General features: G+C 45.0%; 24 protein-coding genes and 1 pseudogene. 4 read left to right on the forward strand and 21 right to left on the reverse strand.

Features of this window, described 5'->3' with window-relative positions:
* Nucleotide 1 precedes the first annotated feature (1 nt).
* A complete protein-coding gene (gene qoxD, locus NST62_RS07130) occupies nucleotides 2-283 on the forward strand; it encodes a cytochrome aa3 quinol oxidase subunit IV (protein ID WP_141601304.1) in 282 nt (93 codons plus the stop codon).
* Between the two features lie 456 nt (nucleotides 284-739).
* Here qoxD and NST62_RS07135 read toward each other — a convergent pair whose 3' ends face one another.
* The 14 genes and pseudogenes from NST62_RS07135 to NST62_RS07200 all read right to left on the reverse strand — a co-directional run bounded on the left by NST62_RS07135 (nucleotide 740) and on the right by NST62_RS07200 (nucleotide 13,499).
* Nucleotides 740-1,456: an enoyl-CoA hydratase/isomerase family protein gene (locus NST62_RS07135; protein ID WP_141601305.1), complete on the reverse strand. Its 717-nt coding sequence runs from the start codon at nucleotides 1,454-1,456 to the stop codon at nucleotides 740-742.
* Between the two features lie 84 nt (nucleotides 1,457-1,540).
* A complete protein-coding gene (locus NST62_RS07140; protein WP_141601306.1) occupies nucleotides 1,541-2,134 on the reverse strand; it encodes a TetR/AcrR family transcriptional regulator in 594 nt (197 codons plus the stop codon).
* A 257-nt stretch (nucleotides 2,135-2,391) separates the two neighbouring features.
* Nucleotides 2,392-3,780, reverse strand: a pseudogene (locus tag NST62_RS07145) (carbon starvation protein A); the annotation flags it as partial.
* A 332-nt stretch (nucleotides 3,781-4,112) separates the two neighbouring features.
* The gene (locus NST62_RS07150; protein ID WP_141601307.1) at nucleotides 4,113-4,538 is read right to left on the reverse strand and encodes a bifunctional adenosylcobinamide kinase/adenosylcobinamide-phosphate guanylyltransferase; all 426 of its coding nucleotides are present in this window, start codon (nucleotides 4,536-4,538) and stop codon (nucleotides 4,113-4,115) included.
* Nucleotides 4,490-5,089: a histidine phosphatase family protein gene (locus NST62_RS07155; RefSeq protein WP_328219852.1), complete on the reverse strand. Its 600-nt coding sequence runs from the start codon at nucleotides 5,087-5,089 to the stop codon at nucleotides 4,490-4,492. Before NST62_RS07155 ends, NST62_RS07150 begins: the two co-directional genes overlap by 49 nt.
* Nucleotides 5,059-5,823: an adenosylcobinamide-GDP ribazoletransferase gene (gene cobS, locus NST62_RS07160; protein WP_281279185.1), complete on the reverse strand. Its 765-nt coding sequence runs from the start codon at nucleotides 5,821-5,823 to the stop codon at nucleotides 5,059-5,061. The genes NST62_RS07155 and cobS overlap by 31 nt, the downstream gene beginning before the upstream one ends.
* Before the next feature lie 25 nt (nucleotides 5,824-5,848).
* A complete protein-coding gene (locus tag NST62_RS07165) occupies nucleotides 5,849-6,403 on the reverse strand; it encodes a bifunctional adenosylcobinamide kinase/adenosylcobinamide-phosphate guanylyltransferase (protein WP_246045803.1) in 555 nt (184 codons plus the stop codon).
* 104 nt (nucleotides 6,404-6,507) lie between these two features.
* Nucleotides 6,508-7,707, reverse strand: a complete 1,200-nt coding sequence (locus NST62_RS07170) for a Ger(x)C family spore germination protein (RefSeq protein ID WP_328215931.1) — start codon at nucleotides 7,705-7,707, stop codon at nucleotides 6,508-6,510.
* Nucleotides 7,704-8,798 (reverse strand): endospore germination permease, encoded by a 1,095-nt coding sequence (locus tag NST62_RS07175; RefSeq protein WP_328219850.1) that lies wholly within the window; start codon nucleotides 8,796-8,798, stop codon nucleotides 7,704-7,706. Before NST62_RS07175 ends, NST62_RS07170 begins: the two co-directional genes overlap by 4 nt.
* Nucleotides 8,795-9,541: a spore germination protein gene (locus tag NST62_RS07180; protein WP_342462779.1), complete on the reverse strand. Its 747-nt coding sequence runs from the start codon at nucleotides 9,539-9,541 to the stop codon at nucleotides 8,795-8,797. The genes NST62_RS07175 and NST62_RS07180 overlap by 4 nt, the downstream gene beginning before the upstream one ends.
* Nucleotides 9,542-9,738: 197 nt before the next feature.
* Complete coding sequence (locus NST62_RS07185) at nucleotides 9,739-10,539, reverse strand: AAA family ATPase (protein ID WP_011229854.1); 801 nt, start codon at nucleotides 10,537-10,539, stop codon at nucleotides 9,739-9,741.
* Complete coding sequence (locus NST62_RS07190) at nucleotides 10,532-11,779, reverse strand: IS481 family transposase (protein WP_141603373.1); 1,248 nt, start codon at nucleotides 11,777-11,779, stop codon at nucleotides 10,532-10,534. The genes NST62_RS07185 and NST62_RS07190 overlap by 8 nt, the downstream gene beginning before the upstream one ends.
* 142 nt (nucleotides 11,780-11,921) lie before the next feature.
* The gene (locus tag NST62_RS07195) at nucleotides 11,922-12,485 is read right to left on the reverse strand and encodes a DUF6431 domain-containing protein (protein ID WP_011229674.1); all 564 of its coding nucleotides are present in this window, start codon (nucleotides 12,483-12,485) and stop codon (nucleotides 11,922-11,924) included.
* A gap of 147 nt (nucleotides 12,486-12,632) precedes the next feature.
* Nucleotides 12,633-13,499: a spore germination protein gene (locus NST62_RS07200; protein ID WP_342462780.1), complete on the reverse strand. Its 867-nt coding sequence runs from the start codon at nucleotides 13,497-13,499 to the stop codon at nucleotides 12,633-12,635.
* Between the two features lie 171 nt (nucleotides 13,500-13,670).
* Here NST62_RS07200 and NST62_RS07205 point away from each other — a divergent pair, with 171 nt between their 5' ends.
* Nucleotides 13,671-15,086 carry an MDR family MFS transporter gene (locus NST62_RS07205; RefSeq protein WP_141601313.1) on the forward strand — a complete coding sequence of 472 codons (1,416 nt, stop codon included), beginning with the start codon at nucleotides 13,671-13,673 and terminating at the stop codon, nucleotides 15,084-15,086.
* Between the two features lie 64 nt (nucleotides 15,087-15,150).
* Here the strand turns inward: NST62_RS07205 and NST62_RS07210 are convergent, their stop codons facing one another.
* The 4 genes from NST62_RS07210 to NST62_RS07225 form a co-directional block, all read right to left on the reverse strand.
* Complete coding sequence (locus NST62_RS07210) at nucleotides 15,151-16,089, reverse strand: ABC transporter substrate-binding protein (RefSeq protein ID WP_141601314.1); 939 nt, start codon at nucleotides 16,087-16,089, stop codon at nucleotides 15,151-15,153.
* A 155-nt stretch (nucleotides 16,090-16,244) separates the two neighbouring features.
* Entirely contained in the window at nucleotides 16,245-16,658 is a 414-nt protein-coding gene (locus NST62_RS07215; protein WP_141601315.1) for a Fur family transcriptional regulator, read from the reverse strand.
* Complete coding sequence (locus NST62_RS07220) at nucleotides 16,655-17,500, reverse strand: metal ABC transporter permease (RefSeq protein WP_141601316.1); 846 nt, start codon at nucleotides 17,498-17,500, stop codon at nucleotides 16,655-16,657. The genes NST62_RS07215 and NST62_RS07220 overlap by 4 nt, the downstream gene beginning before the upstream one ends.
* A 12-nt stretch (nucleotides 17,501-17,512) precedes the next feature.
* A complete protein-coding gene (locus NST62_RS07225) occupies nucleotides 17,513-18,253 on the reverse strand; it encodes a metal ABC transporter ATP-binding protein (RefSeq protein WP_328215928.1) in 741 nt (246 codons plus the stop codon).
* A 173-nt stretch (nucleotides 18,254-18,426) separates the two neighbouring features.
* Here NST62_RS07225 and NST62_RS07230 point away from each other — a divergent pair, with 173 nt between their 5' ends.
* Nucleotides 18,427-18,612, forward strand: coding sequence for an isopropylmalate synthase (locus tag NST62_RS07230; protein ID WP_141601318.1), 186 nt, complete (start codon nucleotides 18,427-18,429; stop codon nucleotides 18,610-18,612).
* A 365-nt stretch (nucleotides 18,613-18,977) separates the two neighbouring features.
* Here NST62_RS07230 and dacB read toward each other — a convergent pair whose 3' ends face one another.
* From dacB to NST62_RS07245, 3 genes are all read right to left on the reverse strand, one after another.
* Nucleotides 18,978-20,399 (reverse strand): D-alanyl-D-alanine carboxypeptidase/D-alanyl-D-alanine-endopeptidase, encoded by a 1,422-nt coding sequence (gene dacB, locus NST62_RS07235; protein WP_328219846.1) that lies wholly within the window; start codon nucleotides 20,397-20,399, stop codon nucleotides 18,978-18,980.
* Between the two features lie 137 nt (nucleotides 20,400-20,536).
* Nucleotides 20,537-21,424 (reverse strand): deoxyribonuclease IV, encoded by an 888-nt coding sequence (locus NST62_RS07240; RefSeq protein WP_141601320.1) that lies wholly within the window; start codon nucleotides 21,422-21,424, stop codon nucleotides 20,537-20,539.
* 15 nt (nucleotides 21,425-21,439) lie between these two features.
* Nucleotides 21,440-22,735 carry a DEAD/DEAH box helicase gene (locus tag NST62_RS07245; protein ID WP_141601321.1) on the reverse strand — a complete coding sequence of 432 codons (1,296 nt, stop codon included), beginning with the start codon at nucleotides 22,733-22,735 and terminating at the stop codon, nucleotides 21,440-21,442.
* A 216-nt stretch (nucleotides 22,736-22,951) separates the two neighbouring features.
* Here NST62_RS07245 and NST62_RS07250 point away from each other — a divergent pair, with 216 nt between their 5' ends.
* Nucleotides 22,952-23,644: a hypothetical protein gene (locus NST62_RS07250; RefSeq protein ID WP_141601322.1), complete on the forward strand. Its 693-nt coding sequence runs from the start codon at nucleotides 22,952-22,954 to the stop codon at nucleotides 23,642-23,644.
* The last annotated feature ends 9 nt before the right edge of the window (nucleotides 23,645-23,653 follow it).

Consider the following 23,653-nt stretch of genomic DNA (forward strand, 5'->3'; position numbering starts at 1 on the left):
AATGAAAGAATTGTTTCCTGTTAAACAGGTCGGCGGCTATTTATTTTCTTTGGTATTGACCATTGTGGCATTGATCGTGTATTTTATGGATTTCTCATTTCCGGTCGCAATGACGATCCTTCTTGTGACTGCCTTTGTACAGGCCGCAGTGCAGCTGGTGCTGTTTATGCACGCCGGTGAAACGGAAGACGGAACAGCGATTTATACGAATGTTCTTTATGGCATTATTATCGCGATGGTGACCATCATCGGTTCCCTGTTGATCTTTGTTTGGGATATGTAATCTGGACTGAAAAGAGGAGAAAGGATTTTTTGAGCGGACTCAAATCATCCTTTCTCCTTTCATTTATGTTTCCCGTTTATTGTGTTCCATTAAATTCAGAAACAGGCCTATGAGCAACAGGCACATGCCGCTCTTTACCATTTCGCCCCCGTACCAAAAGGAAAAATCCAAAATAAAGCCACCAATTGACAAAAGGAGCCCAAGAACTAACAGCAATGCGGAAGTTTTTAAAAAAAATGGAAACAACGGCAATTCCTCCTCGATCCGGAAAGTGAACATATTTTATGCTTTCTGTTCACAATTTAGACAATTTTTTACAAACCGTTACCCCAAATTCTTAACTTTCAAACAAATAATTTTGGAATTGCCTTTTGTCCTTCAGAAAACTGATGGTCAATGATAAGAAATCAAAAGGGAAACAACATAAAAACATCATCGACCACCGAGATATTTGATTCATTTTTTGAGATGTTTAAATAATACCTCTTTAAACGCTTGATCATGCTCAATACTAAAGGCTTTTTCAAAGCTTTCTTCCGTCTGTTTGATCATAAAACTTTTTGTAAACCGCAAAGTATCCCTCGGAGATTCCAAGATCCGCTTTGCAACCTCGACGGATTTGCCCAACACCTGTTCTTTTTCCACCAGATAATTCACGAAGCCGATGTCATATGCTTTCTCGGCATCCATCTTCCTTCCGGTAAAACAAAGATCCTTCGCAATCCCTTCCCCCACTATCCAACGCAGCGGCGTATAAATGGGGGGAGCGCCAAACTTAACTTCGGGATGACTAAAGGCGGCATCTTTTGAACTGACCCGCAAATCACAAAGCGCCGCCAAATCGAAGCCTCCCCCAAACGCCAAACCGTTAATTCCGGCAATAATCGGCTTTGGAAAATGCCAGACGTCCCGATGATATTTAGCAGAAGACTCATAGATTTCATCGAATATGGACGGGTCCTGGAACTCCGATAAATCAAAACCGCTGGAAAATGCATTTCCCGCTCCTGTAATGATCACAACACCGATATGATCCGAATTCTTCCATCTGTTTAAATATTCCGAAATTTTTCTTCTCATCGAAATGTTTAAGGCATTCTTTTTTTGCGGCCGATTTAAAGTAATGATCCCGATTCCATCTTCCCTTTCCTTCACTAATATTTCTTCATCCATTGGTTTTCCTCCTTAATATAAAACTGGCAAGAAGAAAACAATCGGTCTCTTTATGGCGAAAAATAAATGTTGCGTTAAAGCAACTTATTTTAAAAAGCTTTGAATATATTTCTCCAAGTTTTCGCAAACAGCGGTCAAATATTTGGAATCCTGATAAAGTTTGGATAATGCCAGCCCGCCCTCCAAAGAAGAAATGAAAAAGATTGCCTGCTCTTTTGCTGAAATATTGGAATGAAACCTTCCATTTTTAATGCCGGATTCTATGATTTCAGAAATTGTTTCGATGAGATTGCGCATCGTCTTTTGGGCATGTGGCAGAAGTTCGCTGTCTGGCCGGCAATCCATCTCGATGGAGGCATTGAAAATTGGACAACCGCCGGTAACCGGAATATCCTTTGCCAGGTTTTTAAAGATTTCAAAAAATGTCTGCAAAAGCGTTAATTCATCGCTTGCTGACTCGGTTTTTTCCAAATAGACATCCCTTACAGTTTTGACGGCGTAATAAAAGGACTCAATCATCAATTCATTTTTGTCTTTAAAGTGTCTGTAAATTCCCCCTTTTTTCAGTCCGGTTTCATTCATGATATCGGATAACGAAGTCTGATAATATCCTTTTTCATTAAAGAGATGCGCAGATTTTTCAATAATGAATTGCCGTGTTCTTTCTCCTTTTCCCATCAAAATCCCCTACTTTTGCGACCGATTGGTTTCTACTTTATTTTATTAAATATTCTATTAATTTATGAATCTTTTCTAATCAATTTATTGTTTCCGATTACAGTTATCACAATAGCTGATAAAAACCGTTCTGATTGATTAATTTAAATGCAGAACCCCGCATTGAAACCATGCAAAGTTCTGCATTTTTAATGATATTCCCCTTCATTTTTTCTATGTTTCCCATCCCATTCGGGCTTGAGTACAATATAATCACGTTAGTTGTTGATGGTTGCAACTTTGCCGAAGCGGGAGCTTGCCCAAAGTTCTTTCCATTTCACAATGGACGTCAGCACAATCACCAAACCGAGCGCCAACATGATGACCGATAGCATGCCATTCACCATATTGTATCCGCTTGCCGCTTCGTTCCAATACACGTTTTTGATCATCCAGATGCCTGCCACATTTACGGTTACATATAGGTAAGCGAGCGGTATCAAACATGTCAGGGCATAGATGCGTTTATCAGCAATTTTCAATACAAATGTCTCGCCGCAGACCAAACCGATGGATGCCATCAACTGGTTGGATACACCAAACAGCGCCCATACGGAAGCGATGTCCTCGGAATTCAATAAATATCCCCACATGAGGCAGGCCAAGGCGCTCGCCCCAATGGCGCCAACCATCGAATCCGTTTTCTTCAATGGTTTAATGACATTGCCCAAGAAATCTTGGATTAAATAGCGGGCTGTCCGTGTCCCCGCATCGATTGCCGTTAAGATGAACACGGCTTCAAACATGATGACGAATTGATAGAAATAGCTTGTCAAATGGCTGAACCACTTGATTCCTGAGAAAATGGAAGCCATCCCGACCGCCAATGTCACGGCGCCGCCTGTACGGCCTTCCAAATTCATGCCGATCGCTTCGGAAAGGGCCGGCAATTCCACGGCCTTCATGCCTAATTGGGCGAATTTTTCAGGTGCCGAATTGATGGCAAAATAGTCGGCAGGATGCAATACTGTTGCGGCAACCAATGCCATCACCCCTACCACACATTCCACCAGCATGGCACCAAATCCGACAGGGCGGATATCTTCCCATCGGTTCAACATTTTTGGTGTAGTTCCGGAACCTACGAATGCGTGGAAACCTGAAATCGCTCCGCAGGCAATCGTGATGGAGACGAACGGCCATACAGGCCCCGCTACAATCGGACCTCCCCCATGAATGAAATCAGGGATGACTGCGGGAAACCGGATAACCGGATTGATTATGAATACCCCGATGATTAGCGCGATAAAAACCCCGATTTTCATAAAGCTGGACAGATAATCCCTCGGTGCAAGCAGGAACCATACCGGCAACGCCGCCGCAAAAAAGGCGTAGATCGGCAAAATCATCGCCAATGTTTCTTTGTCTAATGTGAGCACATTCCCCAGCCAAGTGCCTTGAATGGACGGTCCGTAGAAGACTGCCCCAACAAGCAGTACCACACCGATAATCGTTGATAGTTTAATATTTCCCGTAAATCGATTGATCAATCCCATGATCATGGCAATCGGAATTGTGGAAGCAACCGCAAAAGTGCCCCAAGGATTTTCTGCCAATGCCCCCAAAATCACCATCGAAAGGCCGGCCATTGTGATCGTAATAATGAACTTTCTATAAATCTTTCAGTTTGAACATAAACTTATACTAGCACTATATTTGTTATATAACAATATTCATTTTTATCATCTGTTATATATACAAATGGATATATAATATAATATAGTAGAAACTATTTAATAGTTGGAAAACATCAAGATGAGTTTATCCGTTTTTTTCTCCTGTAAAGCAATAATTTTCTATTAAAATCAGAATTTTTAAAAATATTGTATTTTTTTCGCAATTCTTGCGGGGGTTCGCCGATAAATCAGCCGATGATAAAAAAAAAAAGCCCCTTTCAATGAAAAAAGCTATACCTGCTTCCAGGTATAGCTCCGAAAGATTAAGGGGCCAACCGGCAGGAATCCCCTTTTAAGATTTCCGGGATTCCGTACCATACGCGGATCACTTTTTCGCTGAGTTCAAAAAGCTTTTGGTACAATCTTCCACACGTGTCTCTCAGATGGCGTTCCTCTTTGGAAAGGGGCACAATGCCGCGGCCGATATCGGTGCAGATGCAAATCAGATTCGTTTCCCGGTCCAATCGCTTCAGCTCCTCCAGCACTTCCGCAACAATTTCATCTTCCGATAAGTCGTATTGGGGAATCAATTTTTCGAATCCTCCGATGATTACATAATCTTTTTTTGAAAAAGGTCCTTCGGGGATTTCGCCCTCATACCAAAACATCCGCCCGATGCCCGATTGTTTCAGCGATTCTTTCACAAATTTCCGTTTACCGTTATAGGCGCCACCGATAACCGATTGCATGCTTCCCCCCCTTTCATCGACCTGAAATCGTCCCAATGAAGTGTATACACTTTCCGATGTTCGACCATCAATTCCCGGAAGCTTTGTTTCTGATATAATGCCGCAAGCAGCAACCGGATGACGCCGCCGTGGACGACAAACACATACTCGCCGCTTCCGGCGACAATTTGCCGGAAGCAATCCAGCACCCGTTTTTCAAATTCGGCAAAGGATTCGCCGTTCGGAGGGGTCGCTTTGCCCGGGTCGTCAATCCAACGCCGGTACCTTGCATCCTCTTTCAAATCTTCATATGTCTTCATCTCAAAATCGCCAAAATTCAGTTCCCTCAGCCCGAAAAACGGATGATAACGGGCATCGGGAAAATAAAGCCGCGCAGTTTCGCGGCACCGTTTCAAATCGCTGCCGTAGACATCTTTCGCCCTGATCGGAACGAGGCAATCCGCCTTTTGATAAACGATGGATTCATCCGTCCATCCGAGGTATTTCCCCTCCACATTCGCCTTCGTTTTTTCGTGCCGGATCAAATGGACGACAACAGCACAATTCCCCATAATGCAAGCTCCATCCCTTCATATAATGCGCCGAGCAAGTCGCCGGTCATGCCGCCGAAATGGATATATGTCCACCTGCGGTAAAACCAGGTCAAAACGAGCATGCCGGTCAGCAAGATCAACAAACCATATATCTTTAAGGCGAAAGCGGCCGCAACAATGATCAATGCGTAGCCCAAGATGAAAATCCATAAATGTTCCGGCACCACTTGTTTTTTAAAATAGGCAGCCAAACCGGATTGTTTCACATTCATTGACATATTAAAATAAATCAGCATCGCGAGCCTGCAAAATACTGGAATGAAAACAAAATAACAGTAGAGATGGGCCGGGCTTTGCAGAAAGATTTCGTAAAAGACGCCGACCTTCAGCAAAATCAGGACCACCAGATGAATGGCGCCAAAAGCCCCTACCCGGGAATCGCTCAAAATCTCCAACCGCTTTTCTTTGTCCCGATAGGAAAAGTAAGCATCGCCCAAATCGATCCAGCCGTCGAGATGCAATCCGCCGGTCATGAAAATGTGAAACACCACCACAAGAATGGCCATAAAAAGCGGGGAAAATCCGGCATAATGTTCATTGAGGAAAAGAAGGGCAACGCTTGCCAAACCCATCAAAAAACCCATAAACGGCATGGCGCCGAACATGGCCGTCACAGTTTTTCCGCTCATTGGCAGCGCCCTTCGGATAGGGAAGGACGTAAAAAATTGGAGGGATAATAAAAAACCCGTCATGAAATTTTTCACACAAACACACCGCCTATTTTTTTCTTACACTGATTCCATAATCCAATTCGTAAGCTTCATCGCAAACCGACACAATCCATTGATGCAGTTTTCCGATGAGCTTGCGATATAAATGGACTTCCTCGAAGGGCGAAGCGGGTTCATCCAGCACTTCATTCGATACCAAAAGAACCATCGCTCCTTCCCGCTTCCATCCCATAATCTCTTTTTGAAAGTTTCCAATATGTTTCAGGATTTCTTCCATGCGTCCTTCTTGTACGGATTCGGTATGATATAAAATATTGTTTAGCCATGTCGTGATGCAATCCCAAAGAACGACGTCATGCTTTTGAAAGGGAACGCCCGGCAAATCGTAGAAGATTTCCATTGTCGCCCATGGCATGTGGGATTGTTCCCGGTCCTGTTGATGGCGGAGAATCCGCTTTTTCATTTCTTCATCAAAGGGAACGCCGGAAGCAATATAGTATAAACCCTTATGATATCGCCGAAAAAGATTTTTGGCATACGTTTCCGCAAAAGCGCTTTTTCCGCTCCGCACACCGCCTGTTATAAAAATGATTTTTCCCAAGATGTTCGCCCCTTTTTCCTGGTCAATTCCAACGATTGGAATAAAAAATGCCAGCTGTCCAAAATGAGTATATCATTTCATGGACAGCTGGCAATAAAGAAATATTATTTCCATTCCATTCCGACCCGGAGGATCCTGTAATCCATGCTGACCTGGATATCCAGGTCTTTATACACTTCATACCATCCTTCATCATCTTTTATCTGTTCATTCCAATATTTCGGATAGTACGCCCTCACTCTTGCGCCGATCCCCAGTATATCGGATTGGTCTTTCTGCAATTTTTTGATCAGTTTCTCCAAAGATTCTTTTCCCATTTTGTTGATTGTCTTTTCGAGTTCCTCCAATTTTTCTCCGCTCAAATTCTTGCTTTTCGGTTCTTCTTCGATAAATCCTTCTATGTTGACCCGGATGAAGACTTTCGGCTTGCCGTCCACCATTTTCACAGAAATGTCGGAACTTCTTCTGTATGGTTTAACCATGTAAATGCCGCTTTTATCCTCGGATTGAACCACATTCGAATAACCGGCAGGATTTTGCCCCTGCATTGCCAATACCGCACCGGTTTCTGTCGGGGAAAGCTTTCCCACCATTTTGTGCTCTTTAAAATAAGCAAGCCCTTCCACACGGATATGGTCCCCCATCGGTTGGACGAGGGGAATGATGGCATCCACCCCGATATCCGAAAAATCAATCCACACCTTTCCTAAATACACTTTCGGCAATTTGCCGAACTTTACCGCTTCCTTCAGCGTATTTGCCAAGTATAAGGAAGGAACGGTCTGAATTGGCGGAGTCGCATTTAAAATTTGATGGGCTTCCCCCTCCGTAATCATGACCCATGCGGTTCTCCTGATTTCATAATCCCTTCTCAAAAAATCCATGATATCCTCGATACTGTTTTTGGCGATTTGATCACTCATTACAATCAGCTGAATATGGCCCAAATGGATTTTTTCGGCCAATTCCTGCTGCAGGTTGGACAGGGCATCTTTCATCGTATAGCCGTAAGTAACGAGCAGCCAATCCGTATCTCCCGAGTTCGTATCTCCTCCGCCCGGTCCCAGCATGACTTTTCCGGGCACCGCCAACTGTGCCGTCAGTTTATAAATCCTCTGATTTTCCTGTTCCGGAAACTCCCCTTTGCCATGGGTCACTTCCGGCATTTCCGCCGCTTTGCTTTCATCGGCCAAATCGATTGCCAACGCCAAAATGATGGCCCTTTCTTCCAGCTCATAACGGTCCCAGCATCCGCCCAACAATGCGGCGCTCACCAATATAAGAAACATGAAATACTTGTTCATTGCACACGCACCCTTTTTCGAATACGGCCGATGATCAATAAGCCAATTGGAAGGGCGATATAAATAATTAATACGAAAAAGGCGGTGTTGATCCAATAATCATAAATTTCATAAATGTTGTCAGGGATGAGCGCAATCACATATATGAAAGGCACCATGATCGTCGAAATCAGATTGAATTTGTCCGTGCGGAAAATTTCCGCGGTTCCCCGGACAGCCACAAAATAATGGGAAAACAACGTCGTAAAAACGGCGAAAATCCAGGTAATGAGTATAATTGCGTCTATCCTCGATAACACTTCCCCCGGTATTTGGATAATTCGGCTGAGGGAAAGGACGGGCCAATACAATAATTCCAATTCCTGGACTCCAAAAACCCCCAATGTCATGACAATGCAAAAAAGGATGGCCAATCCTCCCAAAAACAGCCCCCAAATCCCGTTTTTCACGCAATTCTCATGGTCCTTTATATAAGGGATCAGCATGGCAACCACAAAATAATTGGTAATCGCCGCCATCATGAGAAAGGCGCCTTTCATAAATTGGAATAAAGAAAGTTCATGGCCGAAAACCGGAAGAAGATGGTACGTCTCCAAATCTTTTATTGAAAAGAGCAGGAAAACCATCGGAATCAATAGAAACGGCAAATAAAAAAAGTGAATGTAAGCAAAAGTGGAAACATTTCGAAAACCGGCCAAAGTGCAAAGAAAGATCATGATGATAATCGAAAATTCGATGGGCGTATTCGGCAATAATCCGCTGGCGAGCACTTCCGCAAATTGCCGCACTTCAAGCCCCATGACAATCATCATCGAAACGATGATCAGGACATTCAATAAGTTTCCTATATATTTTCCCAACAACAACCGGTTGCATCCAATAATTGTATATTCTTTATATTTTTTGCCCAGTTCCGTAATGGCAATCAGGCTAATGGAAGACAAGATTAACCCGACGACACTTGCCAATATCGCCGCTTCCCCTACTTCCGCCACAATGAACCGCGGCAACACCATCAATGGGACACCGATGATTGTGCTTGCAATTATTCCAGCCACCTGAATTGAACTAATGAAATCGGTATGCTTCATCTTTTTTCCCTTTTCCTTTCTTCGAGGAAATTGTAATCTGTATGATCCTCCACCATTTCACCCATGCGGGTCTGATCTTGTGGATAAATATTTTGTGGACGTTTTTTCAATTGATAAAACGGTGCCCGGACAATCGAATCTTTCAAAGCTTTGATATTTAATGGCGCATATGGGGCTATATAAGGGACACCAAAGGATCTTAATGAAAGCATATGGTTGACGACGACCATCAACCCGATTGCAATACCCAACAATCCGAGCGTTCCTGCCAATAGGATGAGTGCGAAACGCAGCATCCGGAACGTGTTGGCCGCATTGTAAGAAGGAACGGCAAAGGAACCGATGGTGGACATGCCGATAATGACCACGGTGATTGGACTGACAAAGCCCGCCTGCACGGCAGCTTGTCCAACGACCAGCACCCCTACGATGGACAAGGCGCCGCCCACCTGTTGCGGCATTCTGACGCTGGCTTCCCTCAACACTTCCATTGACAGTTCCATCATCAATACCTCAAACATGACCGGAAAAGGGATGCTATGCCGGCCGCTGGTAGCAGCCACCACATATTTCGCCGGAATCAATTCCGGATGAAAGGAAATGAAGGTGATATATATGGATGAAAAAGTTAATGAAAATACTAAGGCGATAATGCGGAAAATCCGCACAAAGGATGAAATGACCCAATGCTCATTATAATCTTCCGTTGCTTGATAGAACTGGCTAAACGTGACGGGAACCACCTGTAAATTAGCACATTATTTCAGAATCCCTTTTTCAAATTATTTCGGACGGATTCTGAAATAATGTGCAAAATCTTTGCGAATTATTCCAGGTTTTGCAGATTATTTCCGAACATTTGCACATTATTTCGGATGATTAACTAGAATGAGGATGGATCGGGATGAAACATAACAGGGGCCGATCAGCCCCTGCTGTGTCAGTACCCCATTTCTTCGGCTGCCATACGCACAATGTCTTCGTCAATCATATGTTTTTTTAATTGAGCGCCGTATAACAGGCAAGTGGTGGCGAGGTTGTTGATGATCCGCGGCCACCCCTGCGACTGCAGGGCGATCGCTTCTAAGGCAGCTGGGGTAAAAATCGGGTGTTTCGCCCCCGCCTGTTTCAGGCGGTGTTCGATATATCCTACCACTTCTTCCTTATCAAGAGGCCCCATCTGGTATCGCATGATGATTCGTTGGTGAAGCGGACGGTGTTGATTCAACCGTAGTTTTGCCTGTAAATGGGGCAGCCCCGCCAAAATCAAGACAAACGGATTTGTTGAGTCCATGTGAAAGTTGAACAGGATCGCGATATCCTGCAGAAAGGCATCCTTCGCTAAATGCATTTCATCGAGGATGAACACTGACGTTACCCGTTGTTCATGATACAAGCGCTCGATCCCTTGTTGGATTTGATAAAACAAGTCGACCTTGCGGTATTTCGGCTCTTCCCCGAGCCCGAAGGCAAGGCCGCGATAAAAGTCCATCACGCTTCCCGTTGACAATGGAAAATAAACGACGTGATACAGTGACGGATTCAGGGATTCCTTAAACGCCCGAAGGGCGAATGTCTTGCCGGCCCCTGGTTCACCGATCAATAGCCCGATCCCTCTTGTTCGTTTCACGTAGTCCAAAGCGGCGAGGGCCTCTTGATACGAGGCCCCTTGATAAGCCTCTGGTGGATTCGTCTCCTTCGAAAACGGCTCTCGGGAAAGGGAATAAAACGTTTTATACATCGTTTTCGCCTCCCTCTACCGGAACCGCCGCAAACGGTGACCGATGGCGTTTCACATAGGCATTGTCCTCGAAGCGAACAAGGACCGCTTCGGCGACCCGTTGACCGTCTTCGTACACATACACGCCTTGTTCATCATAACGGAGTTCGATCGATTGTCCGATGAACCGGGGCGGAACTTCATACAGCTGCTTGTTCAACGTGACCGTACCATCGGCCTTCACTTTACGGTATTCGCGTTTCAAAAAGATCGAGTCGAGCCAATCCGAATCCTCGACGAACGACACCAAATGGACTTGCGATTGAAACACTTCATGTGGCGTCTTCCCGTTCAACGAGGCATGCGGTTTTCGATGGTAATCTTCCTCCAACCACTTCCAAAATCGCTCGTTTAGCTCTTCGAGCGACTTCGGTGAATTCATTTCGAGCAACGGGTAAAACCGCGTCTGTACGGTGCGGAAAAATCGTTCGATTTTCCCTTTGCTTTGCGGATCGTACGGCTGGGTATGGATCAAGGTGATCCCTAACTCCGCGCAGGCGTACTGCAAGGGTTCCGCCCGATAAATCTTGCCGTTATCCGAGTAAATTCGCTTCGGCTTTCCGTATCGAAGCAGCGCTTCCTTGGTTACGATCCGCAACCCGTCAAATTTCTCGGAAGAGAAAAACTGAGCGTACGGCACGACCCGCGAGCAGTCATCGATATAGGCAATCAAAAACGTTTTTTGCGTTTTGCCATTCACGCGAATCAACGGGCCATGGGACAAATCACCTTGCCAGAGCTCATTGACCTGATCGTACGCGAATCGTTTTCGTTCAGGAATCGGTAAAATTTCTTTCCCCACGAGGTTGTATTTTTTTAAAAGTCGGTATATAGTGAAATAAGAGATGGATTGGATTTCCCCCTGCTCGATAAGGTGTTCGTAGAACACCGTCACGGGCATGTGGGGGTGTTTTTTTCTCAGGGCTAAAATGTGATCCTCTTCTTCAGGTGACAGCCTCCGGGAATGGCCACGGTCCGACCGTCGTTTCGGCTTCAGCGCCTCAAAGCCCCCTTTTTTGTACTGCGTGCACCAGTCGAGGATCGTTTTGGCGGCGATGCGTTTCTCTCCATGGTGGGGAACTTGATGGATCCGTTCCGCTACTTCCTTCAAGTACGTTTTTGGATCGACTTGTCCATTCACCAATGGAGCGATCAATCCATACCGAAATAAAGCGATCTCCTGTCTCATCGACTCATTCATTTCGATCTCCTCCTTCGTTCATCCCATTCTAGGACCTTATCGGTCCATCCTGTCTCTATCCTATCGGATCATTCCCCCGACCGTCGAGAGGAAAGGTTTGTGGAATCTATAAATGATTCCATATAAGGGGATATAAGTAAAATCAGGAACTGAATGTACGTGCAAAAAGATGCGTCGATCGGTGCTCCCATATCTCTTGGATGACGAAAAAGAGGCCGATCTCCTCCATCGTCTGGATCCACCATAGGGCTCGTTCTCTCGCTTGGGCGATGGCAGGACCAATTTTTCTCCAGCGCTCCGCAAAAAACCAATGAAGGTGGTTCAAATTTCGGAATAAACGTCGGACATAAAATAAAACCCCTTCATCCGTAGGAAGGAGTGGAGCCTCCTCCATCCCCCGTTTCGGAGTCAGGCCCAACCGTTCTTTCACCACTCTCCATATGGTGGGCAACGTATACTGAAAATAAGGGAGAAGAAATGAAGGCAACACGGCCACCGTCCTCCTGCACTCCGGGCAGCGATACCGAGCGATCCAAATGCGATAAGACTGATGCGACGTCACGGCATTTCGTTCGTAGTACCCATGGCGATAAAGAGGGCGTTTTGCCTGGCAATGAGGGCACCGCTTAAGAAGGGGAAAGTCGTTTTGTTTTCCCCGCTGGGCATATGTCTGGACATCGACCTGAAAGTCATGAAACCGAATCACGTCCTCGTCCCCCCTCTGGAAATCACCCATGTCCCATTCCGAAATAATTCACAAAAAATTTAGCACATTCTTTCGGAAAGGGGGAGAGGGATATTCCGAAGGAATGTGCAAAAAAGAGTCTTTTTTGTGCGGAAATAAAGTGATAATTTACACCACCAATGCGGAAGGACTTCCATTCATTAAAATGGCAACACGTCCTTCCAGAAGATTTCCGACCACTTTTGTCGGCCTTTCCGTATTAATCACTTGCGGGAAAGGGGATTTCGGATTATCTTCAATCATTTGTTCAATGTAGCCGGAATCCAAAATTCCGTCAATCTCAATCGCATCAATTCGTTGCTTCACTTCTTCCACCAATGCCGGATTGGCAATATCTTCTATATAACAAACGGCAACTTTTGTTTTCGTGCGGACGCCTACCTCCGTTTCTTCCACCCGAAATTCCGGAATTGGCAGGCGATACCGCAACAAGGAAATATTGATGGATAATTGTTCGATAAATCCGTCCCTCGGTCCCCGGACAGCCCGTTCCGTATCCGGCTCGTCTATGCTTCTTTTTTCCAGCTGCAGCACATCCAGCTCCAGCGCTTCCAGGCACCCGTCAATGAATACAACCGCTTTCCCTTGCATAATGGCGCTGATGATTTTCGACATATCTTTGACGGTCGTTGTATCGTTATAATACAAAACGTTTTCTATTATATATTGTGGAATCTTGTCTTTGTTTTCTTCCACCATCCGATGTTCTTGCAGCAGCTTGATAATGTCCTGATTGATTTTTTCTTTATCGACCAATGATTGAAAATAGATGATAGCCGATGGAATTTGGTTGAAAAGTTCAAATCTTCGGAAAGAGTAATCCAGATCCTTTTCAAAAATATTTTTCAATAGTTGGATATTGTCTTCAAGGCTGCCGGATATCGGCTTGTTTTTATGCTCATTGACAATCTTGCTTTCCAGGTATCGCAATGTTTGATCCGTATTGGGATTGCTTTTTTTAAAGAACGGCGACAATCACAATCACCTGCCTATCTGTTCCTTTTTTCTTGCTGTTATTATGTTCTGAGAAAAAATTTGCATACATGCATTTTATTTGCTAAAAACGATTTGCTTGATTTCTTATGTAACATATTTTAAGATTTTCTTATTCTTTCCTTCCAATTCAGAAAAAGGGGAATTGCCGATTTGAACACTATGAAAATGGAATCATATAATCGCAATCTCATAGTCAGTATCCTGCTGGCGGCGTCCTTTGTTTCTTTATTGAACCAGACGCTGCTCATTGTCGCTTTGCCATCCATCATGGAGGAGTTTTCCATCACCCCTGGGGAAGCGCAATGGGTGACGACCGGCTTTTTGCTCGCCAATGGAATCATGATTCCGATTACGGCCTTTCTGATTGAAAAGTACAGCAGCAAATGGTTGCTGATTTTTGCCATTGGCATCTTTGCGTCGGGGACATTTGTCGGCGCCGTTACTCCGAATTTTTGGATGCTGATTTTGGCCCGGATTCTCCAGGCGATCGGCGCGGGGATGCTTATGCCATTAATGCAAACGGTCATCTTTTCAATCTTCCCTGTTGAAAAACGGGGGGCGGCAATGGGGGTCAGCGGTCTGGTGATCGGATTTGCTCCGGCTATCGGACCGACCTTGGCTGGTTGGATCATCGACCACTTCTCATGGAGATATTTGTTTTATACCGTTTTGCCGTTTACGCTGCTTGTGCTGATTCTCTCCATCTTCTTGATGAAGAACGTGACGAGGCAGAGGGAGAGAAAACTTGACGTTTTGTCGGTCATTTTGTCTTCCTTTGGCTGGGGAGGCATTCTTTACTCGACAAGTTTAGTCGGTTCCTATGGATGGGCAAACCCGAACGTCATGATTTCCATCGTCTTCGGCGCCATATCGTTGTATCTCTTCATCAGCAGACAATTTAAATTGGAACAGCCGATGCTGAATTTCACCGTGTTTCATTCAAAAGAATTTACATTGACGACGATTCTTTCCGTCGTCGTGTTCGGGCTGTTGATCGGGCTTGAAACGATTTTGCCGATTTTCGTGCAAAAAATTCAACACGGCACGGCCCTTACATCCGGTCTGATGCTTTTGCCGGGAGCCGTCATCACCGGAATCATGTCGCCGATTTCCGGCAAACTGTTTGACCGGTTCGGCGCAAAAGGGTTGTCCATCATCGGATTCAGCTGCATGGTGCTTGCGACGATCGGTTATACGCTTATTCATAAAAACACGCCGGTTCCTTTGATTTCTTTCATTTTTGCAATCCAAATGTTCGGATTTTCGCTGATGTCCATGAATCTCATGACTTCCGGCATCAATTCATTGCCGCATGACATGATTGCCCATGGCACGGCGATGCATAACACGATCCGGACAGTCGGCGCCTCCATCTTCACGGCCATGCTCGTTTCCGTGATGAGTTTCGGGAATGTACAGTCTGTTTTGTCCAATGAGGAAATTTATAAAGGCATCAAAATCGCCTTTTTCGTCGCCCTTTGTTTTGCTTTCATCGGATTGTTCCTTTCGTTCTTCCTGACAAAGAAACGGCCTGCAGATGACAAAGATTTGGAAAGCGCTTCCTGACATTTCGGTTATCGTCAAATGAAAAGAGCGAATGGGGAATTTTGAAATTCCCATTCGCCCTTTTTTATTGCTTTTCAAAAATTTCCGGATAAATGGTTTTGGCTAACAATTCAGCGGCTTCCGCGATGCGGGGGCCAGGTCTGTCCAATAAATCCGCCTGCAATTCATAAACCGCCCCGTCTTTGATGGCCTTAATGGACTCCCAGCCTTGTCTGGATTTAATTTCTCCAGCCGGATTATCAACATAGTTTACTGTAGTTATGATCACTTCCGGATTCCGGTTGATGATGTCTTCCTCCGTCACGGAGAACCAGCCTTTTTGATCCGCATAAATGTTTTCAACGCCCGCGGTTTCAATCAACTCCTGCTGGAATGTGCCGGAGCCCATCGTCCAGATGTCCGGAGCTGGCGCGATTTCAAAATACACTCTTTTCTTTTGTATAATCTTGTCGGTTTTTTCTTTCAGCGCTGCCAATTGCCCTTTGATGTTTTCAACAAGTTCTTTTCCTTTATCTTCAACACCCATGGCTTGGGCGATTTGATTGATATCTTTATACACATCCTCAACGGAGCTTGGCGATTGGATGACGAACACTTTCAAGCCCGCCTCTTCCAATTGCTTCACCTGCTCTTCGCCGCCCATTGTATAGGCGAAGATGACATCCGGATTCAGCTCCACGATTCTTTCCACATTAAAGGAAGTCGGGGAACCGACCTTTTCAATATCTTTCACTTTCTCAGGCCAGTTGTCATATTCCGTTACGCCGATGACCTTGTCGCCGACGCCCAATGCAAACAAAATCTCCGTATTGCTCGGCTGCAATGAAATGACCTTTTCAGGCGCTTTTTCGAATTCGATTTCTACGCCCCGGCCATCCACCACCGTATACGATTGTCCGGATTTTTTGTCTTCCGCATCCTTTGTAGCGGCATCTTCTTTGCCGCCGCAACCGGCCAGTACAGCGATTAATAAAAATACTGCCAAGAACCAAATGCGTTTCAATGCAACCCCTCTTTCTATGATTTTTGTGCTTGATATATCAATATTTTTATTTATTTTTTTATCAATGCACCCCCTCTTTCTATGATTTTTGTGCCCTTCAAAATAGTATAGAGTGCCAACGAAGAAATTGATCATTTTGGCACTCGTGGTGAACATTATACATTACATTCCGGGCATTTTCCATAGATTTCGAATTTATGGGATTCAATGGCATATCCGGGCAGCATCGATTCCAGCATTTCCATCGGGCATAATGATACTTCTTTCACCATTCCGCATTTCATGCATATAAAATGATGGTGGTGGTGATCCACTTCGCAATGCATGCGGAACCGTTTCTCCCCGTTTAATTCCGTTTCTTCCAATATCCCCAGCTCGACAAAGGTTGCCAGATTGCGATAAATCGTGTCATAGCTCATGCCGGGGTAATCTTTTTTCAGCACTTCCAACAAATCGCGGGCAGTCAAATACTTGTCCGTCGCTTCAAACATGGATAAAATGAGCTCCCGTTTATCCGTTTTTTTGTACCCATGGGCTTTCAAGATTTCCCAAGCTTTTTCCCGATTCATTGCTGCGCCCCCTTCTGAACCGCTTTTTTGCATAAGATGACGATGATCAGTATGGCAATGGAAGTAACGACAATTGTACCGCCAGGCGCCAGATCCAGGTAGAATGCGAGGATTAATCCGATAATGACCGCCATTTCCCCGAAAACGACGGAATACACCAGCGTTTCTTTGAATCCTTTTGAAAGCCGCATAGCGCCGGCGACAGGCAAGGTGATGAGGGAGGAAACGAGCAAAATCCCAACAATCCTCATGCTGGCCGCAATTGTCAGCGCCACAATGATCATAAATAAAAAATGGATCATGGTGGCCGGAAGACCGGATGCTTTTGCATATTCTTCATCAAAGGATAGAACAAAAAGTTCTTTATAGAAGATTGTTAAAAATAGCAACACGATGACGGCAATCGCGACGATAATCCACAAATCTTGCCTTGAAACCGCGGATACCGTCCCAAATAGATATCCCATCACATCCGTCGTGAACCCGTTGGCCAGGGAAATGAATACGGCGCTCAATCCGATTCCGCATGACATGATAATCGGGATGGCCAATTCCGAAAAATGTTTATATAAAACTCTTAACCTTTCAATCAGGACGGAACCGAGTATGCTCGCGGCAATCCCGAAATAGATCGGGTTGAAAAAAGCGAGTGCGGCAATATGTTGATTTAATAACAACCCTCCGGTAATTCCCGCCAATGTGACATGCGAAAGGGCATCGGCAATCAATGACATTCTCCGGACAACGATGAATACCCCCAAAAGCGGCGCGATGAAGCCGATGATGATGCCGGAGAGGAACGCATTTTGCAAGAATTCATAATGTAATATCGCTTCGATCATATCCGGTTCTCCTTACACAGCCCGTACGGAATGGCCGTACCATTGGTAAATTTGTTCTTTTGGAAGCCGGTTGTATTCGTCGATGCTTCCATAAAAAAGAATCCGCTGATTCAAAAATGCCACATGGCTGATTTGATTGAAAGGCGCTTCAATATCGTGGGTCACCAAAATAATCGTTAAATGATGTTTCTTATTTAATTCACTCAACATATCATAAAATGATTGAACATGTTTGATATCGACACCGACTGTCGGTTCATCCAGAACCAGAAGTTTCGGCTCGGAAATCAAAGCGCGGGCAATGAACACCCGCTGCTGCTGGCCTCCGGAAAGCTCACCGATCCTGCGGTTGATGAATTTTTCCATGCCAACCGCCTTCAGTGCCTCCATCACTTTCTGCTTCGCATCTTTCGGCATGCGTTTAAAAAGGCCGGCTTTTTTCGTCAGCCCGCTTTGCACCACTTCTTTTACCGTGGCCGGGAAACCCGAGTTGAAGGCATTGGATTTTTGCGAAACATAGCCGATCCATTCGTGATGCTGGAAGTCTGAGATCGGCTCTCCGAAAAGCTTGATCTCGCCTTTCGCTTTCAATAAACCCAAAATTATTTTTAACAACGTGGATTTCCCTGAACCATTCGGTCCTATCAGGGCCAAAAAGTCCCCTTCCTCTACACTTAAGGAAACATTGTTTAATACGGGATTCGATTCATATGTAAATGAAACGTTTTTTAGCTCCACATAAGGTGTTTTCATCATTTCTCTTCTTTCCAATTCAGAATCATTACGATTTACATTCTGTAAGTATACGGGATTTGTTTTTCTTTGTAAAGGTTTCTTGCTTGAAGTTTAGAAAGGATGAGTGGATGAACCATATCATTGAATTTTGGGAGTCTATGTTATCGAAATCCGATAAGGAGATCCGCAAAATGGCGAAGCAATATGGAGTGGATCTGACCATTGAAGAGATCCGCCAGCTTCGCCCATTGGCGCAGCAGGCAAACATTACTTGGCTTGTCACGGGAATTCCCAATTGGGTCTTGAAAGAAGCGGAGCGGATCCTTGGTTACAAGAAATATAAAAAATATAAGAAGATGCTGGACGATTTGAGGTAGGTTTACAGTAGAAAGAGAGCGAATGAAAAGAAGTCATTCGCTCTCTTCTTTTAAGGATGGTCCGCTTTCGGCCGGGTTTGTGGTATGAATCCCCCATCTATCGCCGCTTCTGCTTACGATATCCGCCAAACTTTTGGAATAATCCGCCGTTTTTCATTGAATTTCCGCCAACATTGTGAACATATCCGCCAATCGATAATTGATGGCTGCTTCTGAATCCGATATCCGCCAAATCAGGGGATATCCGCCGATTCCCCCGAAATTTCCGCTAAATTCCGGAATTTATCCGCCAATCCGATTCTTTATTGAACATCCTCCAAACCCAAGCCGCCATACTTCAATCAATCCGCTCCTGAATGGAAACATCAATAATGCTCCACAATCGCTTCCACGGCTTTATCGATATCCTTGATTTTATTTTTCGTTTGGTTTTGCGTCATTACGGCAAAAGCATACATTTTTCCGCTGCTTGCCGTCACATATCCCGCCAACGTGTACACTCCTGAAATATGACCTGTTTTGGCAATCACCCGGTTTTTCAAATGATCCTCCAAGTACCGTTCCCTCAGTGATCCGCCGATTTCCCTGTCCTTTTCTCCACCGAACGGCAGACTGTTGAAAAAGATTGGGAAAAAGGGCTCCTTGCGAACTTTGACCAGCAAATTCGTCAGCTCATTGGCGGTCGTCCGGTTTTTGTGAGAAATGCCCGAACCGTCCTCAAACTGCCAATGTTCCATATTCAGCCCGATGTCTTTTCCGTATTCCCGAATCACTTTCAATCCGTTTTCGAAATCCCCTTTTCCCAATTCTTTTTTCCCCATGGTTTTCACCAAAATGTCCGCGATGCTGTTATTGCTCAATTTCAAAAACGGATTGACGAGATCGGCCAAAGGCATGGATTGTTTCGTGTAAAGCAGCTTTGCGCTTTTTGGAACGGCTTTCCGCCCAATGGACGTGCCCTCGAAAGCGAAACCTTCCTCCTCCAATGTTTTTTTGAACGCAATCAGCGTATTGATGGTCGGATCATGCAACGTGACCCAATCTTTATGGGGAGCGCCCAACGGAATATTGCCCGAAATGACCACTTCGTTCGAATTATATTTGCGGATGATTTCAATCGTGTTTTTTTCTTTTGCATTCACCGTCTTTGCCTCATTCACAAACACCATGCCGCTATCATTGGGTTCAAATTTGATACGGGGCTTCATTCCGACCGATGTAGGGATGACATGGACGATCATCGTTCCCGCATCATAGTCCCGATCCGGCGACATCGTCAATGCGCTGATCCTTGAAGCATAATAATAGCTTTCGTCCTCTTTGGCCACCCCCGGGGAAAGGGCCTCCCCTTCAAAATAAAAATCATCCCCATATATATTTCCTTTGATGGTGTGCACTCCCAGGAGCTTCAAGATGTCACCGATTTGAGAAAAGTTCCTTTTTTGAAAGGTCGGATCGCCGCTGCCTTTGAAATACAAATCGCCGATAAGTTTATGATCCACAATCTTCCCGTCAACAAATACCGCGGTTTTGAACCGGAAATCCTTCCCCAATGAATGCAATGCACTCGCAGCCGTAAGCAATTTCAAGGTGGATGCCGGCTTCATTGGCGCATCGCCGTTTCTGTCATACAAAATGTCCCCGGTCTCCAGATCGCGGATGGAAACGCTGATGCCGTTTGCGCCCAAATATTGATCGACGGCATCATCAAACGTTTTCGCCTGTATTGGATGAATATAGAAAAAAATAAACAGTATCGTTGATAGCAAGATATTCCTTTTCACCATCACAGCCACCTTCATTCTTTTTTCATTTGCCTCCATTATGCCCAGTTGCGCCTTTTTTTAATTGGAAAGAATCAAAAATTCCGCTATCAAAAATAAAAAGAGCGGGACTTCTCTTTCCCGCTCTTTTTCTCCGCCTCTTAGCCTCGCAATGCTTCAATCCATTCCGGATGAAACTCACCGGTTTTCAACATGTCAATTTCTTCTTTATAAGGCGGCTTTTTATTTTTGGAATCCGGACCTACCCAAGGCGTTTCCAGAATTTTTGGAATGTCTTTGAACGCTTCATGATGGACGATGTAATTTAATACCTCAAACCCAATATGGCCGAAACCGATATTTTCGTGGCGGTCTTTTCTCGCGCCGCGTTCGTTTTTGCTGTCGTTGATATGCACCACTTTGATGCGGCCGATGCCGATGATTTTATCGAATTCCTCCAGCACGCCATCGAAATCTTCCACGATGTTGTAGCCTGCGTCATGGGTATGGCACGTGTCAAAACAAACGGACAGCCGTTCATTATTGGTTACTCCATCAATGATTCTCGCAATCTCTTCAAAGGTTTTTCCGCATTCGGAGCCTTTTCCGGCCATCGTTTCCAGGGCGATTTGCACCGGTGAATCCCCTGACAACACCTCGTTTAAGCCTTCAATTATTTTTTTGATCCCCTTTTCTTCCCCTGCGCCGACATGGGAGCCGGGATGGAGCACGATTTGCGTGGCTCCGATCGCTTCCGTGCGCTCGATTTCCTTTTGCAAAAATTCCACGCCCAACGCGAAGACTTCCGGCTTCACCGTATTGGCAATGTTGATGATGTATGGGGCATGCACGACAATATTGGAAATGCCGTGCTCCTTCATGTGTTTCAGGCCCGCTTCAATATTCAATTCTTCGATGGATTTTCTTCTTGTATTCTGGGGTGCCCCCGTATAAATCATGAACGTCGTCGCCCCGTAAGATGCGGCTTCTTCACTGGCGGCAAGCAGCATTTTCTTGCCGCTCATCGATACATGTGAACCAATTAACATTCTCAATTTCCCTTTCTATCGCTTGCTTTTCTTTTTCAATTTTTTCTTGATTTTTTCCATTTCCATGCGCATTTGCTTCTTATAACCCGGTTTTACCTTTTTCGGTTTCCGCACCAAGGCTTTGGCCACCTTGTCCAATTCGTTGTCCTGCTTCACGCGTTTTTTCCGGGCTTTCCGATCTTTTAATTCAATCCATTCACCGTCTTTGACATCACGGTGTTTGAACGCAACGCCCAGCTTTTCCTCAATGCGGTCCAAATCCTCCTCATCGTCTGGGCCATATAGTGTAATCGCCGTTCCCTCAAGTCTCGCCCGTGCGGTACGGCCAACCCGGTGAACGAAAAATTCCTTGTCTTCAGGGAGCTCATAGTTGATGACGTGGGAAACGCCTTCGATATCAATGCCCCGCGCAGCCAAATCCGTGGCGACGATGTATTGGAATTCCAGGTCGCGGATTTGCTTCATCATTTTCTTGCGTTCCCGCGGCGTCAAATCTCCATGGATTTCCCCCGCATGGATGCCATTGTCTGCCAAAAATGCGGCAACTTCCTCCGCGGTCTTTCTCGTATTGCAGAAGATGACGCAGAGGAACGGATTGATGGCTTGGCAGACCTCGAGCAATTTTTCCTTCCTGTCTTTGGAACGGATCGGCACAAGCAATAATTCAATCCCTTCCGCAACCGGCCTGCGGTCATTGATTTGGATATGCACCGGGGATTCCATATATTTTTTTAGGAAAGGCTGCAATTTTACCGGAATCGTGGCAGAGAAAACATACATTTCCAAATCCTCCGGCATCCGTGCGGCAAACCCGTCGATCTCTTCAATGAATCCCATGTCAAAGGCCAAATCCGCCTCATCGATGACCAAAATGGGGGCCTTATGGACCAAAAGGGCGTTTTCCTTCACCAAATCGTTGATCCGGCCAGGCGTCCCGACCACAATGTGCGGCTGGGTTTTTAATTTTTCCATCAAACGCTGCTTGTCCGTCCCGCCGATCAATAATTTCGCGGTGATTTCCGTACCTTCGATAATTTCTTTCAACCGGTCGAATATTTGGGTCGCCAATTCCCTTGTCGGAGAGGTGATAACCGCCTGCACTTCCTGTTTGTTCACATCGATTCTTTGGACAATCGGCAATAAAAACGCATGGGTCTTTCCCGTCCCGGTATGGGCCTGCCCAATCGCGCTTTTCCCTTCAAGGATGAGCGGTATCATCTCCTTTTGAATCGGCGTCGGCTCCTTGAAGCCGAGCTTTTCAATGGCGTCCATAATAAAGGGGTTGAAATGAAAATCCGTAAAGTTCGACATCTTTCGTACCTCCTAACATACGTAATATTGTAACATTACCGCATAAGAAAGAACAATGATTACAACTTTTAGAGAGAATCGCCCTTATCCTGGGGGAATATAAAAGGACAATGAAGAAAACCGCCCTTACCCGGGTGGAATATAAAAGGACAATGAAAAATATAATGCATAGTACTAAGTCAAGTCTTTCAGCACCGGAGTTGATGATAGCGATTTTTGGAACGGAAAGGAGGAAGGGACATTTTCCAAAATTTAAAAAAAGAAATTGTCGCCATCGAAGTATCCGGCGGAAAACTATTAAACGGCTGCATTGTCGATTCAAGCGACGAACTTATTGTCTTGTATGTGAAAAATAAATTTGTCTATGTTCCCTTTGAACATATTCATTCCTTCTATATAGATACAGAAAATGAGAACAATCTTCAATCTCCTTCAGAAATTCCGGCATTCATTTCAAAAGGAAACGAAAATCTGACATTAAAAAACATCCTTTCCTTGGCGACAGGAATCCATGCGGAACTGATGGTGGCCAAAAACGAACCTTTGCACGGCGTCATCACAAAGGTCCTGGATGATTATATCGTCTTTGAATCGCCCGTCTATAAAAGCATGTTCATCGCCCAGCGCCATTTGAAATGGCTCATTCCTCATTTTCATCAGTTCCCTTATGGCTTGAATGAGCAGGAATTCCTTCATCTATCGTCAAAGAACAGCACAACCTTTCAAAACACCTTCGCCTCCCAAATCGCAAACCTGGCCAATCAGTTCGTCATCCTAAACCTGGGGAAAAACTTTTCCCATATCGGGAGAATCAAAAACGTCAACCACCAGTTGATCACGATTGAAAACGGCAAATCGATTCTCACTTATTTCAATCTCTCCCATATTCAAATCCTCCAATTAGTTTAATAGAAATAA

The organism is Ureibacillus sp. FSL K6-8385, from assembly GCF_038593155.1.
Classification (GTDB): domain Bacteria; phylum Bacillota; class Bacilli; order Bacillales_A; family Planococcaceae; genus Ureibacillus; species Ureibacillus terrenus.

What these genes read in the sequence shown, in the direction of transcription:
- NST62_RS07170 (WP_328215931.1), bottom strand. Translation starts at nt 7,707, where the DNA reads ATGAACAAGTATTTCATGTTTCTTATATTGGTGAGCGCCGCATTGTTG.
- NST62_RS07225 (WP_328215928.1), bottom strand. Translation starts at nt 18,253, where the DNA reads ATGAAAACACCTTATGTGGAGCTAAAAAACGTTTCATTTACATATGAA.
- NST62_RS07245 (WP_141601321.1), bottom strand. Translation starts at nt 22,735, where the DNA reads ATGTCGAACTTTACGGATTTTCATTTCAACCCCTTTATTATGGACGCC.
- NST62_RS07185 (WP_011229854.1), bottom strand. Translation starts at nt 10,539, where the DNA reads ATGTATAAAACGTTTTATTCCCTTTCCCGAGAGCCGTTTTCGAAGGAG.
- NST62_RS07240 (WP_141601320.1), bottom strand. Translation starts at nt 21,424, where the DNA reads ATGTTAATTGGTTCACATGTATCGATGAGCGGCAAGAAAATGCTGCTT.
- NST62_RS07230 (WP_141601318.1), top strand. Translation starts at nt 18,427, where the DNA reads ATGGCGAAGCAATATGGAGTGGATCTGACCATTGAAGAGATCCGCCAG.
- NST62_RS07215 (WP_141601315.1), bottom strand. Translation starts at nt 16,658, where the DNA reads ATGAATCGGGAAAAAGCTTGGGAAATCTTGAAAGCCCATGGGTACAAA.
- NST62_RS07175 (WP_328219850.1), bottom strand. Translation starts at nt 8,798, where the DNA reads ATGAAGCATACCGATTTCATTAGTTCAATTCAGGTGGCTGGAATAATT.
- NST62_RS07155 (WP_328219852.1), bottom strand. Translation starts at nt 5,089, where the DNA reads ATGGGGAATTGTGCTGTTGTCGTCCATTTGATCCGGCACGAAAAAACG.
- NST62_RS07190 (WP_141603373.1), bottom strand. Translation starts at nt 11,779, where the DNA reads ATGAATGAGTCGATGAGACAGGAGATCGCTTTATTTCGGTATGGATTG.
- NST62_RS07220 (WP_141601316.1), bottom strand. Translation starts at nt 17,500, where the DNA reads ATGATCGAAGCGATATTACATTATGAATTCTTGCAAAATGCGTTCCTC.
- NST62_RS07140 (WP_141601306.1), bottom strand. Translation starts at nt 2,134, where the DNA reads ATGGGAAAAGGAGAAAGAACACGGCAATTCATTATTGAAAAATCTGCG.
- qoxD (WP_141601304.1), top strand. Translation starts at nt 2, where the DNA reads ATGAAAGAATTGTTTCCTGTTAAACAGGTCGGCGGCTATTTATTTTCT.
- cobS (WP_281279185.1), bottom strand. Translation starts at nt 5,823, where the DNA reads ATGACGGGTTTTTTATTATCCCTCCAATTTTTTACGTCCTTCCCTATC.
- NST62_RS07135 (WP_141601305.1), bottom strand. Translation starts at nt 1,456, where the DNA reads ATGGATGAAGAAATATTAGTGAAGGAAAGGGAAGATGGAATCGGGATC.
- NST62_RS07150 (WP_141601307.1), bottom strand. Translation starts at nt 4,538, where the DNA reads ATGCAATCGGTTATCGGTGGCGCCTATAACGGTAAACGGAAATTTGTG.
- dacB (WP_328219846.1), bottom strand. Translation starts at nt 20,399, where the DNA reads ATGGTGAAAAGGAATATCTTGCTATCAACGATACTGTTTATTTTTTTC.